Source organism: Streptomyces sp. NPDC048516 (genome assembly GCF_043199875.1).
Lineage (GTDB): Bacteria > Actinomycetota > Actinomycetes > Streptomycetales > Streptomycetaceae > Streptomyces.
The window spans coordinates 1-14,944 of sequence record NZ_JBICWS010000020.1 but is presented as its reverse complement, the minus strand read 5'-3'; the positions used below and the strand labels follow the sequence as shown (position 1 = coordinate 14,944).

The window sequence follows — 14,944 nt, the reverse complement described above, 5'->3', positions numbered from 1 at the left end:
CTGCAATCCAGCCGAGTTGGCAGCTTCGACGTCCCATCGATCACCAAACTGGCCCAACTCGGACAACCCACCCTGGCAGAGCCTTCATTCTCCCTCATCCGCGGCCATGCGGAAGGCCCGGGTCTATGCCGGACGACACCTCGTACCCGTCATGATGGCCCCGACGAACGGGAGTCCCGATGCCGAAGCGCTCGCCTCGCCCGGCCACGACCGCCGCGCTTCCCCCCGCGCCGCCGGTCGCCGGCCGCCGCCGCGCGCTGCTCCGTTCGGGTGCCCTCGCCGCCCTGACCGTACTCGCCCTGACGGCCTGCACCGCCACGCCCCGCCCGGCCGCCCGCGCGCACGAGGCCGCCGCCCGGCCGCCCGCGACGACACGGCATGCGCTGCACCGGCTGGTCGACGACGGAGCCCCGGGCGCGGCCTCCCTCACCACCCGCGCGGGGTACCCCGACGCGCGCTACGCCGCGGACGGCGTGGCCGATCTGCGCAGCGGCCGCGCGATGCGCCCGCCGGACCACTTCCGGGCCGGCAGCCTCACCAAAACCCTGGTCGCGACGGTCATCCTGCAACTCGTCGCCGAGGGCCGGCTGTCCCTGCACGACAGCGCCGTCGCACACCTCCCGCCCGGCGTGCCCGCCACGGGAGACGGCGACCGCAGCGAACTACGCAGGGTGACGATCCGCCAGCTGCTGGACCATACGAGTGGATTGTTCAACTACACCCAGGACCCCCGGCTCTCCCGGCAGCTCTTCGGCAAGGGCTTCGGTGCCCACCGCTACGACAGCCACACGCCGGCCGAACTGCTGCGGATCGCCCTCAGCCACCCGCCGACGGCCCCTCCGGGCAGCCACTACGCCTACTCCAACACCAACTACCTGGTGCTCGGCCTGGTCATCCAGGCGGTCACCAAAAACCCGTACGCCACGGAGATCCGCCGCCGCATCCTCGTCCCCGCTCGGCTCGATCACACCTCCTTCCCCGGCACCGACCCGGTACTGCCCGAGCCGCACGGCCGCGCCTACTCCCAGGCCGGTGGCCGGCGGGTGGACGCCACCTCGCTGGACCCCAGCCGGGCGGGCGCGGCCGGCGAGATGGTCACCACCCTGGGCGATCTCAACCGCTTCTTCGCCGCCCTGCTCGGCGGCAGGCTCCTGGCGCCGCGCCAGATGGCCCAGATACGCAGCGAGAAGGGCACCGACGGCGTATACGGCCTCGGCCTGTACGCGACCAGGCTGCCCTGCGGCGTCACGGTCTGGGGCCACAACGGCGACATCAACGGCTCCTACGCCCGGACCGCGGGCACCGCCGACGGCCGCCACATCGTCAGCTACCGCCTCAACACCGACGCCCTGACCCATCCGGCCCACGGCACCGCGGTGCTGACCGCGGAGTTCTGCGCACCCCGACGCCCCTAGAAAGTCCACACAGGCTTCAGGGAGTCTCCACGAGCCCTCAGGGGATGTGCAGCCCTCAGGGGATCCACAGCACTTAAGGGATCCACAGCCCTCAGGGGATCCGCAGCACTTAAGGGATCCACAGCCCTCAGGGGATCCACAGGCTGCCTACAGCGGCACGATGTCCGGAGCCCCCAGCCGCGCCGCATCCGCCGTCAGATCGTCCGGCTGCCGCTGCGATTCGCGCTCCGCCTCGACCCGCTTCCGGTAGTGCGTGATCTCCTTTTCGATCTGGTCGTCGTCCCAGCCCAGCGCGGGGGCGATCAGCTCGGCCACCTCGCGGGCGCTGCGGGTGCCCCGGTCGAAGGTCTCGATGGAGATGCGGGTGCGCCGGGTCAGCACGTCGTCGAGATGGCGGGCGCCCTCGTGCGTACAGGCGTAGACCGCCTCGGCCCGCAGATAGTCGTCCGCGGCCGCCAGCGGTTCACCCAGCGAAGGATCGGCCACCACCAGCTCCAGCAGCTCCTCGGTCAGCGAGCCGTACCGGTTCAACAGATGCTCGATGCGGGCCACATGGAGTCCGGCGCGCGCCGCGATCCGGGCCCGCGCGTTCCACAGCGCCCGGTAGCCCTCGGCTCCGACCAGCGGAATGTCCTCGGTGACGCTCTCCGCGACCCGCTGGTCGAGGCCGTGCACCGCCTCGTCCACCGCGTCCTTCGCCATCACCCGGTACGTCGTGTACTTGCCGCCCGCGACCACCACCAGTCCCGGCAGCGGATGGGCGACGGTGTGCTCCCGCGACAGCTTGCTGGTGGCATCCGACTCCCCGGCCAGCAGCGGACGCAGACCCGCGTACACCCCCTCCACGTCGTCCCTGGTCAGCGGAGTCGCCAGCACCGCATTCACATGCTCCAGCAGATAGTCGATATCCGCGCTGGAGGCCGCCGGGTGCGCCTTGTCCAGATTCCATTCCGTGTCGGTCGTCCCCACGATCCAGTGCCGCCCCCACGGGATGACGAACAGGACGCTCTTCTCCGTCCGCAGGATCAGCCCGGTCGTCGAATGGATCCGGTCCTTGGGGACGACCAGGTGGATTCCCTTCGACGCCCGGACGTGGAACTGCCCGCGCTCCCCGATCAGCGCCTGGGTGTCGTCCGTCCACACCCCGGTGGCGTTGACGACCTGCTGGGCCCGGATCTCGTACTCGCCGCCGCCCTCGACGTCCTGTACCCGCGCGCCGACCACCCGCTCGCCCTCGCGCAGAAAGCCCACCACCCGCGCCCGGTTGGCGACGTGCGCGTCGTAGGCGGCCGCGGTCCGCACCATCGTCGCCACATAGCGCGCGTCATCCATCTGCGCGTCGTAGTACTGCAGCGCGCCGACCAGCGCGTCCTTCTTCAGGCAGGGCGCCACCTGCAGGGCCCGCTTGTGGGACAGATGCCGGTGGTGGGGCAGTCCGCGGCCGTGGCCCGACGAGATGGACATCGTGTCGTACAGCGCCACACCGCTGCCCGCGTACCAGCGCTCCCAGCCCTTGTGCTGCAGCGGATACAGAAACGGCACCGGCTTGACCAGGTGCGGCGCCAGCCGCTCCAGCAGCAGCCCCCGCTCCTTCAGCGCCTCCCGCACCAGCGCGAAGTCCAGCATTTCCAGATACCGCAGACCGCCGTGGATGAGCTTGCTCGACCGGCTGGAGGTCCCCGAGGCCCAGTCGCGCGACTCGACGAGTCCGGTGGACAGGCCGCGGGTCGCGGCGTCCAGGGCCGTCCCCGCGCCGACGACTCCGCCGCCGACCACCAGAACGTCCAGCTCCCGCTCCGCCATTCGGGCGAGCGCCTCGGCCCGCTGTGCCGGTCCCAGTATCGCTGTCTTCACCGCTGCCTCCCGCTGTGATCGGGGCCACACCCCCCGTCTGTCGATTCTGTCCGCGCCGCGTTCCGGTATCCACCCTCCGCTCATGGCGACAACACCCCGCCGCCTTGATCCATCAATCCCTATTCTGGGTCAAATATCCGCTTAGTCTACTTATGCGTGATCGCCAGCCGCTTACGTCATGCGCCCACGTCATTCGCAGTCGCTCGGGAAGGACGGCCGCAGCATGCCCGCAGACCTCGCCGTCATCGGACTCGGTCACCTCGGCCTCCCCCTCGCCCAGGCCGCCACCACCGCCGGCATCGGCACCATCGGATACGACCCCGACCCGCACACCGCCGCCCTCTCCGGCGCCGACGGGCCGCTGTCCGCCACCGAACTCCGCCGGCTGCTCTCCGCCGGTTTCCGCACCACCACCGATCCCACCACCCTGGGCCGGGTCCGTACCGCGGTCCTCTGCGCGCCCACGCCTCTCGGCGAGGACCGCGCACTGGACCTCACCGCCCTCGCCGACGCCGCCCGCACCCTGGCCGCACAGCTGCGCCCACACACCACGGTGATCCTCGAATCCACCGCCTACCCGGGCACCACGGAGGAATTCCTGCGCCCCCTCCTGGAGGAGGGCTCGGGCCTCACCGCCGGCCGCGACTTCCACCTCGCCTGCTCCCCCGGCCGCCACGACCCCGGCAACCGCACCCACCGGTACGCCAACACGCCCAAGGTCATCGGTGGCCTCACCCCCGCCTGCACGGAGGCCGCCGCCGCCTTCTACGGCCGCCTCACCGACAAGGTCGTGCGCGCCCGCGGCCCCCGCGAGGCCGAGACCGCCAAGCTCCTGGAGACCAACTACCGCCACATCAACATCGCCCTGATGAACGAGATGGCGGTCTTCTGCCACGACATCGGCGTCGACCTGTGGGACGTCATCCGCTGCGCGGAGACCAAGCCGTTCGGCTTCCAGTCCTTCCGCCCCGGCCCCGGAGTGGGCGGCCACGCCGCCCCCGTCGACCCCAACTGCCTCTCCCACAAGGGCCGTTCCCCAAGCCGCCACCCGCTGCGCATGGTCGAACTCGCCCAGGAGGTGAACGGCCGGATGCCGCGCTACGTCATCCAGCGCTGCGCCACCCTCCTCAACGAACACGGCAAATCCGCCCGCGGCGCCCGCGTCCTGCTGCTCGGCGTCACCTACAAGCCGGACATCGCCGACCAGACCGGCGCGCCGGCCCTCGAAATCGCCTCCCGCCTGACGGAACTCGGCGCGCACCTGACCTACCACGACCCCTACGTCCCCCAGTGGAACGTGCTGGGCCGGCCCGTCCCCAGGGCCGACTCCCTGTACGAAGCCGCGGCCGCCGCGGACCTGACGGTGCTGGTGCAGGCGCACCGCACGTATGACCTTCAGGGCCTGTCCGTGAAGGCGCAGTTGCTTTTGGACACGCGGGGGGCGACTCCGACGGGCGCCGCCCATCGTCTGTAACCGCACCTTGCCTCTCGCCTCCGGCGGGGTGGCTTTTGGGCGGGGGCCGCGTCTCGCCTCCGGCGGGGGGGGCGGGGTTTGGGCGGGGGCCGCTTGCTGTTCGTGGTGGGTGCCGGTGGCGGACCTCCGGGACCTGTGTTGTGGACTGCTTCGCTTTACGTCCACAACACAGGCCCTCCGGCCCACCACCTCCCGCCCGGTGAGGGGCCCCCGCCCGGTGGGGTGAGAGTTCTTAAAAACCAGTAGCTCGACCCGCATCGTGGTGCGGGCCGAGCTACTGGTCTTTTGTTTTCTCCTGCTCCCCCACCGGGGTGGGGCCCACAACGAACGGGAGGGGGCGGGGCCGGAGGGGTGGGTTGTCGGACGTAAAGCGAAGCAGTCCGACAACCCACCCCGGAGGCTGCGCCACCGACACCCACCACCCAGCCGGGGCCCCACCCCACACAACCAACCCCGCTCCCGCCGAAGGCGGGAAAAAACAACAGAAGGAACAACGGCGGGTCACCCGGCAACGTGGGAAGTCACCGCCGAGGCGCGACCGTCACCTCGACCCGCTGGAATTCCTTCAGCTCCGAGTACCCCGTCGTCGCCATCGCCCTGCGCAACGCGCCGAAGAAGTTCATCGAGCCGTCCGGAACCGTGGACGGCCCCAACAGCACCTCCTCGGTGGTGCCGACCGCACCGAGGTCCATCCGCTTGCCGCGCGGCACGTCCTCGTGCACCGCTTCCATGCCCCAGTGGTGGCCGCGGCCGGGCGCGTCCGTGGCGCGGGCCAGCGGGGAGCCCATCATCACGGCGTCGGCGCCGCAGGCGATCGCCTTGGGGAGGTCGCCGGACCAGCCCACACCGCCGTCGGCGATGACGTGGACGTAGCGGCCGCCGGACTCGTCCATGTAGTCACGGCGCGCGGCGGCGACATCGGCGACCGCGGTCGCCATCGGGACCTGGATGCCGAGGACGTTGCGCGTGGTGTGCGCGGCGCCGCCGCCGAAGCCGACCAGCACACCGGCCGCACCGGTCCGCATCAGGTGCAGCGCGGCGGTGTACGTGGCGCAGCCGCCGACGATGACCGGGACGTCCAGCTCGTAGATGAACTGCTTGAGGTTCAGCGGCTCGGCCGCGGAGGAGACGTGCTCGGCGGAGACGGTGGTCCCGCGGATCACGAAGATGTCGACACCGGCGTCCACGACGGCCTTGGAGAACTGTGCGGTGCGCTGCGGGGAGAGCGCGGCGGCGGTCACCACACCGGCGTCCCGCACCTCCTTGATCCGCTGCCCGATCAGCTCTTCCTTGATCGGCGCGGCGTAGATCTCCTGGAGCCGCTTGGTGGCGGTGGCGCCGTCCAGCTCCGCGATCTCGGCGAGCAGCGGCTCCGGGTCCTCGTACCGGGTCCAGAGGCCTTCCAGGTTGAGGACGCCCAGGCCGCCCAGCTCACCGATGCGGATCGCGGTCTGCGGGGAGACCACCGAGTCCATGGGAGCGGCCAGGAACGGCAGCTCGAAACGGTAGGCGTCGATCTGCCAGGCGATCGAGACCTCCTTCGGGTCGCGGGTGCGGCGACTGGGTACGACGGCGATGTCGTCGAATGCGTATGCCCGGCGGCCGCGCTTGCCGCGCCCGATCTCGATCTCAGTCACGTGTGTGGCCTTTCCCTCTACGTCTGCGGCTCCAGTATCCCCGACACACCGAAGCCCGCGGCCGGGGAGCGGCCGCGGGCTTCACGGTAGGGCCGTGCTAGCGACGTGTGTAGTGACGCGCCTCAGTGGTCATCCGGCGCCTCGATCCGGGGATCTCAGCGACGGGTGTAGTTCGGCGCCTCGGTGGTCATCTGGATGTCGTGCGGGTGGCTCTCCTTGAGGCCCGCGGAGGTGATGCGGACGAAGTGGCCCTTCTCCTTGAGCTCGGGGATGTCGGCGGAGCCGACGTAACCCATGGAGGCACGCAGGCCGCCGACGAGCTGGTGGGCGACCGAGGAGAGCGGGCCGCGGTAGGGCACCTGGCCCTCGATGCCCTCGGGGACCAGCTTGTCCTCGGAGAGGACGTTGTCCTGGAAGTAGCGGTCCTTGGAGAAGGAGCGGGCCTGGCCGCGGGACTGCATCGCGCCGAGCGAGCCCATGCCGCGGTACGACTTGAACTGCTTGCCGTTGATGAAGACCATCTCGCCGGGCGACTCCTCGCAGCCGGCCAGCAGCGAGCCCAGCATGACGGTGTCCGCACCGGCCGCGATGGCCTTGGCGATGTCGCCGGAGAACTGCAGGCCGCCGTCACCGATCAGCGGCACGCCCGCGGCGTTCGCGGCCTTCGCCGCTTCGTAGATCGCGGTGACCTGCGGCACGCCGACGCCGGCGACGACGCGGGTGGTGCAGATGGAGCCGGGGCCGACGCCGACCTTGATGCCGTCCGCGCCCGCGTCGATCAGCGCCTGGGCGCCGTCACGGGTGGCGACGTTGCCGCCGACGACATCGACGTTGATGTTGGACTTGACCTTGGCGATCATGTCGAGGATGCCGCGGCTGTGGCCGTGCGCACTGTCGATGACGAGGAAGTCGGCACCGGCCTCGACCAGCGCCTGCGCCCGGTCGTACGCCTCGCCGCCGACGCCCACCGCCGCACCGACGACCAGCCGGCCCTCGGCGTCCTTGGCGGCGTTCGGGTACTTCTCGGCCTTGACGAAGTCCTTGACCGTGATCAGGCCCTTGAGCACGCCCGCGTCGTCGACCAGCGGCAGCTTCTCGATCTTGTGGCGGCGCAGCAGCTCGATGGCGTCCTCACCGGAGATGCCGACCTTGCCGGTGACCAGCGGCATCGGCGTCATGACCTCGCGGACCTGACGGCTGCGGTCCATCTCGAAGGCCATGTCGCGGTTGGTCACGATGCCCAGCAGCTTGCCCGCGGCATCGGTGACCGGCACCCCGCTGATACGGAACTTGGCGCACAGCGCGTCGGCGTCGGCGAGCGAGGCGTCCGGGCGGACCGTGATCGGGTCGGTGACCATGCCGGACTCGGAGCGCTTGACCAGGTCGACCTGGTTGGCCTGGTCCTCGATGGACAGGTTGCGGTGCAGGACGCCCGCGCCACCCTGCCGGGCCATGGCGATGGCCATCCGGGCCTCGGTGACCTTGTCCATCGCCGCGGACAGCAGCGGGATGTTCACCGCGACGTTGCGCGAGACCCGGGAAGCGGTGCTCACCGCGTTGGGCAGCACCTCCGACGCGCCGGGCAGCAGCAGCACGTCGTCGTATGTCAGCCCGAGCATGGCGAATTTGGCGGGCATACCGTCGACGTTGTCACTCATGACACCTTCCCCAATGCTCTTGCCTCAGCGCGGACTCCCATGCTAACGGCCTAAGGAAGTGTCCCAATCCACGAGCGATGAGGGCCTTGTCACTTGTGTATTTCTACGGCGATATTCCGCCGTGGACAGCGGGGATCTGCTACTGCTCGGCGAGCGCCCGCAGCCTGCTCAGCGCCCGGTGCTGGGCGACCCGCACCGCGCCGGGCGACATCCCCAGCATCTGCCCGGTCTCCTCGGCCGTCAGCCCGACGGCGACCCGCAGCAGGACCAGCTCACGCTGGTTCTCCGGAAGATTCGCCAGCAGCTTCTTGGCCCACTCGGCGTCGCTGCTCAGCAGCGCCCGCTCCTCGGGGCCGAGGGAGTCATCCGGCTGCTCGGGCATCTCGTCGGACGGCACGGCCGTGCTGCCCGGATGCCGCATCGCGGCGCGCTGCAGATCGGCGACCTTGTGGCCGGCGATGGCGAAGACGAACGCCTCGAAGGGCTTGCCGGTGTCGCGGTAGCGCGGCAGCGCGCAGAGCACCGCGACACAGACTTCCTGCGCCAGGTCCTCGACGAAGTGCCGTGCGTCACCCGGCAGCCTCGACAGCCGGGTGCGGCAGTAGCGCAGGGCGAGGGGGTGCACATGGGCCAGCAGATCGTGGGTGGCCCGCTGGTCCCCCTCGACAGCACGTGCGACGAGAGCGCCGATTTCCTGCTTCCCGTCATCACGCATCGGACCATGGTGCCTTGGAGCCGCACGATCCGCGGCATCAGGTCCGAACTTGTGCGCTGAAGCGTTATGCGCGGCAGGTGCGCCGGCTGTCATGTCCTGCGCCCTCCCCTCGTGCCCGATCGACCCGTCCCCGAGGAACTCCATACCTCAAGGATGCGGCACCGCGCGGGGAATCGGACCGCCACAGGACGCGGCGGCCTGCGGGGCATCCCACGGCCCCGCCCGCCGCAGGGCGGGCGGGGATCTTCACTCCCCCGCATCGCTGCACGTCACAACGCCTTAGCGGACCAGTCCCCAGCGGAAGCCGAGCGCCACCGCATGCGCCCGGTCGGAGGCGCCGAGTTTCTTGAAAAGGCGCCGCGCGTGGGTCTTGACCGTGTCCTCCGACAAGAACAGCTCACGGCCGATCTCGGCGTTCGAACGGCCGTGGCTCATGCCCTCCAGCACCTGGATCTCGCGCGCGGTCAGCGTCGGCGCGGCACCCATCTCGGCGGACCGCAGCCGGCGCGGGGCGAGCCGCCACGTCGGGTCGGCCAGCGCCTGGGTCACCGTCGCCCGCAGCTCGGCGCGCGAGGCGTCCTTGTGCAGATAGCCGCGGGCACCGGCGGCGACCGCGAGCGCGACACCGTCCAGGTCCTCGGCCACCGTGAGCATGATGATCCGGGCGCCCGGATCGGCGGACAGCAGCCGGCGCACGGTCTCGACACCGCCGAGACCGGGCATCCGTACGTCCATCAAAATCAGATCCGAGCGATCGGCACCCCAGCGGCGGAGGACTTCCTCGCCGTTGGCCGCGGTCGTCACACGCTCGACGCCGGGCACGGTTGCCACCGCCCGACGGAGCGCCTCTCGGGCAAGCGGGGAGTCGTCGCAGACGAGGACGGATGTCATGACCGCCCTCCGCAGCTGATGCGCGTCACCTTGAGCCTCCAGGCTGGTACGTATCGTCACCTGTGCGATTGGCGGCCTCGGACATCTGCCCGACGGCTACCTCTGCCAATCGCCTCCGCACTCTCAACGACGGTCACCCGAAAGAGTTACGGCTTCGGCGACCGAGTTCAGCACGCTCCGTGAGGAGCCGGATACGCAGACGACTCATCGGGCGACCGGCATCCGCGCGTGCACCCTATGCCCTATTTGGCTCTCTTTCTTCCATTTTCATGGTGACTATGACTAGATTCGCAATGAGTCATATTTACATCTACTTCGACAGTAGATGTACCGTCGTGAGCACCGAGGCCGAATCAGCACCGCTTCGAGGGGACAAGCAATGGCAGATTTCTCCCGCCTCCCGGGCCCGAACGCAGACCTCTGGGACTGGCAGCTGCTCGCCGCCTGCCGCGGCGTGGACAGCTCCCTCTTCTTCCATCCCGAGGGTGAACGCGGAGCGGCCCGCAGCGCGCGTGAGACATCGGCGAAGGAGGTCTGCATGCGCTGCCCGGTACGGGCCCAGTGCGCGGCGCATGCGCTGGCCGTCCGCGAGCCCTACGGGGTGTGGGGCGGCCTGACGGAGGACGAACGCGAGGAGCTGATGGGCCGGGCCCGCCACCGGCTGATCCCCGCGTCCTCCATGACCGGTCCCGCGGGCGTCTCCGGCGCCTGACCTTCAGGAGCGCATCGCCCCTGAAGAAACGTTTCTGCATGCCCGGCGGCGACAGCCGGCCGGGGCGCGCTCCGTTCCCTCAGCGCCCCACGGCATCCGCCAGCCGGTCGAGGGTCGCCGCGACGGCGGGGACCTTCGCCAGATCCGGCAGCGTGAGCGCGACGATCTCGCGGTGCACGGCGGGCTCCATCCGTATGGCCGTGGCCCCCTTGGGGCGTACCGACTCCAAGGTGAGTTCCGGCAGCGCGGCGACCCCCAGGCCCGCGCCGACCAGGCCGATCACCGCCGGATAGTCGTCCGTCGCGAAGTCGATGCGCGGGGTGAAGCCCGCGCTCTCACAGACCTCGACCAGATGCCTGCGGCAGCGCGGACAGCCCGCGATCCAGGCCTCGTCGGCCAGCTCGGCGAACCGCGCGGCGCCCGCCTTCGCCAGCCGGTGGCCGTCCGGCACCAGGCCGATCAGCCGGTCGGCCAGGATCGGCCGGACCACCAGGTCGTCCCACTCCGCCCCGGCCGCCGGGTCCGCGCCGCGCACCTCCGGATAGCGGAAGGCCAGCGCGATCTCGCAGTCGCCGTTGCGCAGCATCTCGATGGAGCGCGGCGGCTCGGCCTCGACCAGCGAGACCCGGGTACCCGGGTGGTCGGCGCGCATCTTCGCGAGGGCGGTCGGCACCAGCGTCGAGCTGCCGGAGGGGAAGGACACCAGCCGCACCCGTCCCGCGCGCAGGCCCGCGATGGCGGCGATCTCCTCCTCGGCGGCGGTGAGCCCGGCCAGGATGCCCACGGCGTGGCGTACGAGCGCCTCACCCGCCTGGGTCAGCCTCATCTCGCGGCCCGCACGGACCAGCAGCGGGGTGCCGGCGGACTGCTCCAGGGCCTTCATCTGCTGGCTGACGGCCGGCTGGGTGCAGCCCAGCTCGCGCGCGGCGGCGGAGAAGGAACCGGTCGTGGCGACGGCACGCAGCACACGGAGATGACGGGCCTCGATCATGCTTCGAGCATAAGCGAGTCTTGGGTTGACCGGGGAAATAGGAGTTCATCCTTTTGGACAGGAGGGCCGGCGCCGCCCCGGATCGAGGGCATGCGTGAGGAGGGGACACCCCGACGGTCCCCCTTTCCCTTTCCCGCCACCACGCCGATCGAGAACGGAGCACCGCATGAAGCTGCTGACCGTGAATGTGGGACGGCCCGTCCCGTCCGAGCACACCGATGCCGAGGGCGGCACGGGTATCGACAAGAGGCCCGTGGACGGCCCGGTGAGGGTCACCGCCCCCGGTCCCCAGGGCACCGGGGGCAGCGGGCTGGCCGGTGACGCGGTGGTCGACCTGCGCTTCCACGGCGGTGACGACCAGGCCGTCTATGCCTATGCGCGCGAGGACCTGGACGAGTGGGAGCGGGAGCTGGGCCGCGAGCTGGCCAACGGGTACTTCGGGGAGAACCTCACCACGTCGGGCGTCGACGTCACCGGCGCCCTCATCGGCGAACGCTGGCGGGTCGGCCCGCAGCTGCTGCTGGAGGTCAGTGCACCGCGGATCCCCTGCCGTACGTTCCACGGGTGGATGGGCGAGCACGGCTGGATCAAACGCTTCACCCAGGCCGCGGTGCCCGGCGCGTTCCTCCGGGTGGTCGAGGAGGGCGAGATCCGCGCGGGGGACGCGGTGGAGGTGGTGCACCGCCCGGATCACGAGGTGACGATCGGGCTGTCCTTCCAGGCGCTGACCATCCGGCGGGAGTTGCTGCCGCGGCTGCTCGAGGCGGGCGGGGCGCTCGGGGAGGAGGCCCGGGAAAAGGCGCTGAAGTACGTCGAGCGGCAGGGCGGTTGACTGCGGGGGCGGCGCGGGGGGACGGCGCGGGGTGGCCGTGGGGGTGGTGCGAGGCGTCGGCGGGGGCGGTGCGAGGCGTCCGCGGGGGGGGCGTGGGGGTCCCCCGGGGGAAGGGGTCAGGGCGCCGGACGCCGGGGGCCGGGGAGCCGGGCGGCAGCGGGAGTCGCGCGGGCCCCGGGAGCCGGGTGGCAGGGGGAGTCGGGTGGGCCCCCGGGAGCCAGGCGGCAGCGGGAGTCGCGCCGGCCGCAGGGAGCCAGGCGGCAGCGGGCCGTGCGGGCCGGGAGCGGCGGTCCCTTTGGCCCGGTTGCCGGAGGGCGGGTTGCTCGTCCGCGCGGGCGGCCGCGTCGCCGGGGGGAGGGGCCCGGGCGACGTGCCCCGGGCGGATAGCGTGCCCGTATGACGACTGCATTGATCACGGGAGCGACGGCGGGCATCGGGGCGGCGTTCGCCCGGCGGCTCGCGAGTGACGGCCACAGCGTGGTGCTGGTCGCGCGCGACGAGAAGCGACTGCGCGAACAGGCCACCGAGTTGCACGACCGGCACGGCATCGAGGCCGGGGTGCTGAGCGCCGATCTGTCCACCGAGGAGGGCATCGCCGCCGTCGAGGCGCGGCTCTCGGACCCCAAGCAGCCGGTGGATCTGCTGGTGAACAACGCCGGTTTCGGCAACAAGGGCGAATACCTCGAAGTCCCGATGGCCGACGAGCTGACGATGCTGAAGGTGCACTGCGAGGCGGTGCTGCGGCTGACCACGGCCGCGGTGCGCGGGATGCGGGACCGCCGGCGGGGCGCGGTGGTCAATGTGGCGTCGGTGGCGGCGTTCGTGCCGCGCGGCACCTATGGCGCGAGCAAGGCGTGGGTCGTGCAGTTCACCCAGGGCGCCGCGCGGGATCTGGCGGGCAGCGGCGTCCGGCTGATGGCGCTGTGTCCGGGGTTCGTACGGACCGAGTTCCACCAGCGGGCCGGGATGGGGACGGACAACATCCCCGGGTGGATGTGGCTGGACGCGGACAAGCTGGTCGACGCCGCGATGAAGGACCTGACGCGGGGGAAGTCCCTCTCCATTCCGGACCCGCGGTACAAGGCGCTCATGGGCGCCGTGAAGCTGGCGCCCCGTGGGGTGCTGGGCGGCCTGACGTCCCGTACCGGCCGGAAGTACGGGCCGCGCTGACGCGGTGTGACGTCCTGCGGGCCGGGGGCCGGGGGCCGGTGCCGGTCCCTCAGCTCCCGCGCCCCGGTCCCTCCCGCCCGTCCTCTCCCGTGGGCGGGCGGGGCAGGGCCAGCTGGGCGCGGGCCCCGTCGTGCCAGGTGACCTGGATGCCGTGGCCCGTGAGGTGTGTGGTCGCCAGGGTGTGTACGGGGGCGGGGTCCGGGTCCCCCGTCAGGGATGCCAGGGCTACGAAGAGGGCGCCCCCGGGGTCCGGGGTGGTGCTGCCCTCCAGGACGGCGGTCCGGGTACCGGGGCCGATGAGGGTGCTCCCCGTAGGGGTGAGGCGGGGCGGGGTGTCGTAGCCGTGCACGGGGTGGAGTTGAGCGGTGGGGCCGTCGGGCGTGGTGGCCCAGCCCGTCTGGCGTACGCGGGTGCCGGGGGCGGCTCCGGTGACCAGGTGGACGCGGAGTTCGGCGCGGCCGTGGACGAGGGTGGCGGACAGGATCCGGATGCCCGGGAGGGCGCTGCCGTCGGCGTGCCGGGGTGTGTGGGTGGAGGAGGCCCGGTCAGGGCCGGTGGTGTGCGGGGTGGCGGGGCCGCGGGTGGTGAGGCGGCCGTCGAGGAGCAGGCCGAAGTGGTTGTCGGGCGGGGGCTGGCCGACGGACGGGGGCTGGCCGACGGGCGGGGGCTGGCCGACGGACGGGGGCTGGTCGGCGGCGGTCGGGCCGGTGCGGGTGGAGTAGGCGAAGCGGTCGTAGTGGGGGTCGGGGGCACCGAGGGTGGAGTTGCTGCCGTGGTTGTGGAGGCGGACCAGGCCGTCGGAGGCGGTGGACTGCAGGAGCAGGCCGGTGGGGCCGAGGGGCCGGGCGGTGTCCGCGGTTTCGGCGGGAAGAGGGGCCTCGGGGTCGGTCCAGGCGGGGTGGCCGGCGGGGAGCAGGAGGCCGAGGAAGCCCTTGGCCGCCCAGTAGGGGGAGGCCGGACCCGAGTAGTGCTGGAGCATCGGCGTGTGGGGGCCGTACCAGCCGAGCGGTAGCAGGCCCTCCTGGGCGACGGCTCCCCGGTCGAGGAAGTGGCGCAGGGTCCCGGAGGTGAGGCGGCGGGTGGCACCGGGGGTGAGCGGGGTGTGGTCGGTGAGGGCACCCAGCCACGGGGCGGCGGTGGCGGCGAAGCGGTAGGTGAGGGAGCGGCCGAACGGCAGGGGGGCGCCGTTGGCGTCGAAGAGGCGGGTGTAGCCGTCCAGTTGCGCGTGCAGGCGGGCGCCATAGGTGGCCAGGAGCGTCCGGTCGGCGCAGAGGTGGGCGTGCAGGACCGGGTAGAAGTGCATCGCCCAGGCGTTGTAGTGGTCGAAAGCGCGGTTGTCGCCGTCCGAGTACCAGCCGTCGCCGCGGTACCAGTCCTCGATACGGGTCAGTGCGCGGTCGATGGCGGCCTGCGCACGGACGGTCTCGATGCCCGCCGCGCGCAGGAAGCCGCCGACGGTGAGGCCGAAGAGCCACCAGTTGTTGTCCACGGGGGACGGGCCTAGGCACTGTTTCTCGGATCACGTTCGGAGCCAGATGGCGAGGGCTGCGAGTGTGACGGTGCCGAGGTAGATGTAGGCGCGTTTCTCGTAGCGG

Annotated in this window: 11 protein-coding genes and 1 pseudogene; 5 read left to right on the top strand and 7 right to left on the bottom strand. The window is 71.5% G+C overall.

Annotated features, from left to right (window positions below; all coding sequences use genetic code 11):
* Window positions 1–179: 179 nt before the first annotated feature.
* Window positions 180–1,415: a serine hydrolase domain-containing protein gene (locus ACGFR7_RS30570; RefSeq protein ID WP_393325442.1), complete on the top strand. Its 1,236-nt coding sequence runs from the start codon at window positions 180–182 to the stop codon at window positions 1,413–1,415.
* 147 nt (window positions 1,416–1,562) lie between these two features.
* Here the strand turns inward: ACGFR7_RS30570 and ACGFR7_RS30565 are convergent, their stop codons facing one another.
* Window positions 1,563–3,269 carry a glycerol-3-phosphate dehydrogenase/oxidase gene (locus tag ACGFR7_RS30565; RefSeq protein ID WP_393325440.1) on the bottom strand — a complete coding sequence of 569 codons (1,707 nt, stop codon included), beginning with the start codon at window positions 3,267–3,269 and terminating at the stop codon, window positions 1,563–1,565.
* A 223-nt stretch (window positions 3,270–3,492) separates the two neighbouring features.
* Here ACGFR7_RS30565 and ACGFR7_RS30560 point away from each other — a divergent pair, with 223 nt between their 5' ends.
* Entirely contained in the window at window positions 3,493–4,743 is a 1,251-nt protein-coding gene (locus tag ACGFR7_RS30560) for a nucleotide sugar dehydrogenase (RefSeq protein WP_393325438.1), read from the top strand.
* Window positions 4,744–5,264: 521 nt separating this feature from the next.
* Here ACGFR7_RS30560 and ACGFR7_RS30555 read toward each other — a convergent pair.
* The 4 genes from ACGFR7_RS30555 to ACGFR7_RS30540 all read right to left on the bottom strand — a co-directional run bounded on the left by ACGFR7_RS30555 (window position 5,265) and on the right by ACGFR7_RS30540 (window position 9,644).
* Complete coding sequence (locus ACGFR7_RS30555; protein WP_096213564.1) at window positions 5,265–6,380, bottom strand: GuaB3 family IMP dehydrogenase-related protein; 1,116 nt, start codon at window positions 6,378–6,380, stop codon at window positions 5,265–5,267.
* Between the two features lie 155 nt (window positions 6,381–6,535).
* The gene (gene guaB, locus ACGFR7_RS30550; protein WP_393325436.1) at window positions 6,536–8,038 is read right to left on the bottom strand and encodes an IMP dehydrogenase; all 1,503 of its coding nucleotides are present in this window, start codon (window positions 8,036–8,038) and stop codon (window positions 6,536–6,538) included.
* A 139-nt stretch (window positions 8,039–8,177) separates the two neighbouring features.
* On the bottom strand, window positions 8,178–8,753 hold the full coding sequence (locus ACGFR7_RS30545; RefSeq protein ID WP_043264857.1) for a sigma-70 family RNA polymerase sigma factor: 576 nt from the start codon (window positions 8,751–8,753) through the stop codon (window positions 8,178–8,180).
* Window positions 8,754–9,032: 279 nt separating this feature from the next.
* Complete coding sequence (locus ACGFR7_RS30540) at window positions 9,033–9,644, bottom strand: response regulator transcription factor (RefSeq protein ID WP_003948568.1); 612 nt, start codon at window positions 9,642–9,644, stop codon at window positions 9,033–9,035.
* Window positions 9,645–10,023: 379 nt separating this feature from the next.
* Here ACGFR7_RS30540 and ACGFR7_RS30535 point away from each other — a divergent pair, with 379 nt between their 5' ends.
* Window positions 10,024–10,356, top strand: a complete 333-nt coding sequence (locus ACGFR7_RS30535) for a WhiB family transcriptional regulator (RefSeq protein ID WP_393325434.1) — start codon at window positions 10,024–10,026, stop codon at window positions 10,354–10,356.
* Between the two features lie 79 nt (window positions 10,357–10,435).
* Here the strand turns inward: ACGFR7_RS30535 and ACGFR7_RS30530 are convergent, their stop codons facing one another.
* Entirely contained in the window at window positions 10,436–11,347 is a 912-nt protein-coding gene (locus ACGFR7_RS30530; protein WP_393325433.1) for a LysR family transcriptional regulator, read from the bottom strand.
* A 166-nt stretch (window positions 11,348–11,513) separates the two neighbouring features.
* Here ACGFR7_RS30530 and ACGFR7_RS30525 point away from each other — a divergent pair, with 166 nt between their 5' ends.
* Complete coding sequence (locus ACGFR7_RS30525) at window positions 11,514–12,179, top strand: MOSC domain-containing protein (protein ID WP_393325431.1); 666 nt, start codon at window positions 11,514–11,516, stop codon at window positions 12,177–12,179.
* Window positions 12,180–12,575: 396 nt separating this feature from the next.
* Complete coding sequence (locus tag ACGFR7_RS30520; protein ID WP_393325429.1) at window positions 12,576–13,349, top strand: SDR family NAD(P)-dependent oxidoreductase; 774 nt, start codon at window positions 12,576–12,578, stop codon at window positions 13,347–13,349.
* Window positions 13,350–13,398: 49 nt separating this feature from the next.
* On the opposite strand, the pseudogene ACGFR7_RS30515 reads toward ACGFR7_RS30520, so the two are convergent.
* Window positions 13,399–14,853, bottom strand: a pseudogene (locus ACGFR7_RS30515) (DUF2264 domain-containing protein); the annotation flags it as partial.
* Window positions 14,854–14,944: the final 91 nt, after the last annotated feature.

Bases quoted from the DNA above. Each gene is read 5' to 3' on its own strand.
- ACGFR7_RS30570 (WP_393325442.1), top strand. From the start codon at position 180: ATGCCGAAGCGCTCGCCTCGCCCGGCCACGACCGCCGCGCTTCCCCCC.
- ACGFR7_RS30540 (WP_003948568.1), bottom strand. From the start codon at position 9,644: ATGACATCCGTCCTCGTCTGCGACGACTCCCCGCTTGCCCGAGAGGCG.
- guaB (WP_393325436.1), bottom strand. From the start codon at position 8,038: ATGAGTGACAACGTCGACGGTATGCCCGCCAAATTCGCCATGCTCGGG.
- ACGFR7_RS30525 (WP_393325431.1), top strand. From the start codon at position 11,514: ATGAAGCTGCTGACCGTGAATGTGGGACGGCCCGTCCCGTCCGAGCAC.
- ACGFR7_RS30560 (WP_393325438.1), top strand. From the start codon at position 3,493: ATGCCCGCAGACCTCGCCGTCATCGGACTCGGTCACCTCGGCCTCCCC.
- ACGFR7_RS30545 (WP_043264857.1), bottom strand. From the start codon at position 8,753: ATGCGTGATGACGGGAAGCAGGAAATCGGCGCTCTCGTCGCACGTGCT.
- ACGFR7_RS30535 (WP_393325434.1), top strand. From the start codon at position 10,024: ATGGCAGATTTCTCCCGCCTCCCGGGCCCGAACGCAGACCTCTGGGAC.
- ACGFR7_RS30530 (WP_393325433.1), bottom strand. From the start codon at position 11,347: ATGATCGAGGCCCGTCATCTCCGTGTGCTGCGTGCCGTCGCCACGACC.
- ACGFR7_RS30520 (WP_393325429.1), top strand. From the start codon at position 12,576: ATGACGACTGCATTGATCACGGGAGCGACGGCGGGCATCGGGGCGGCG.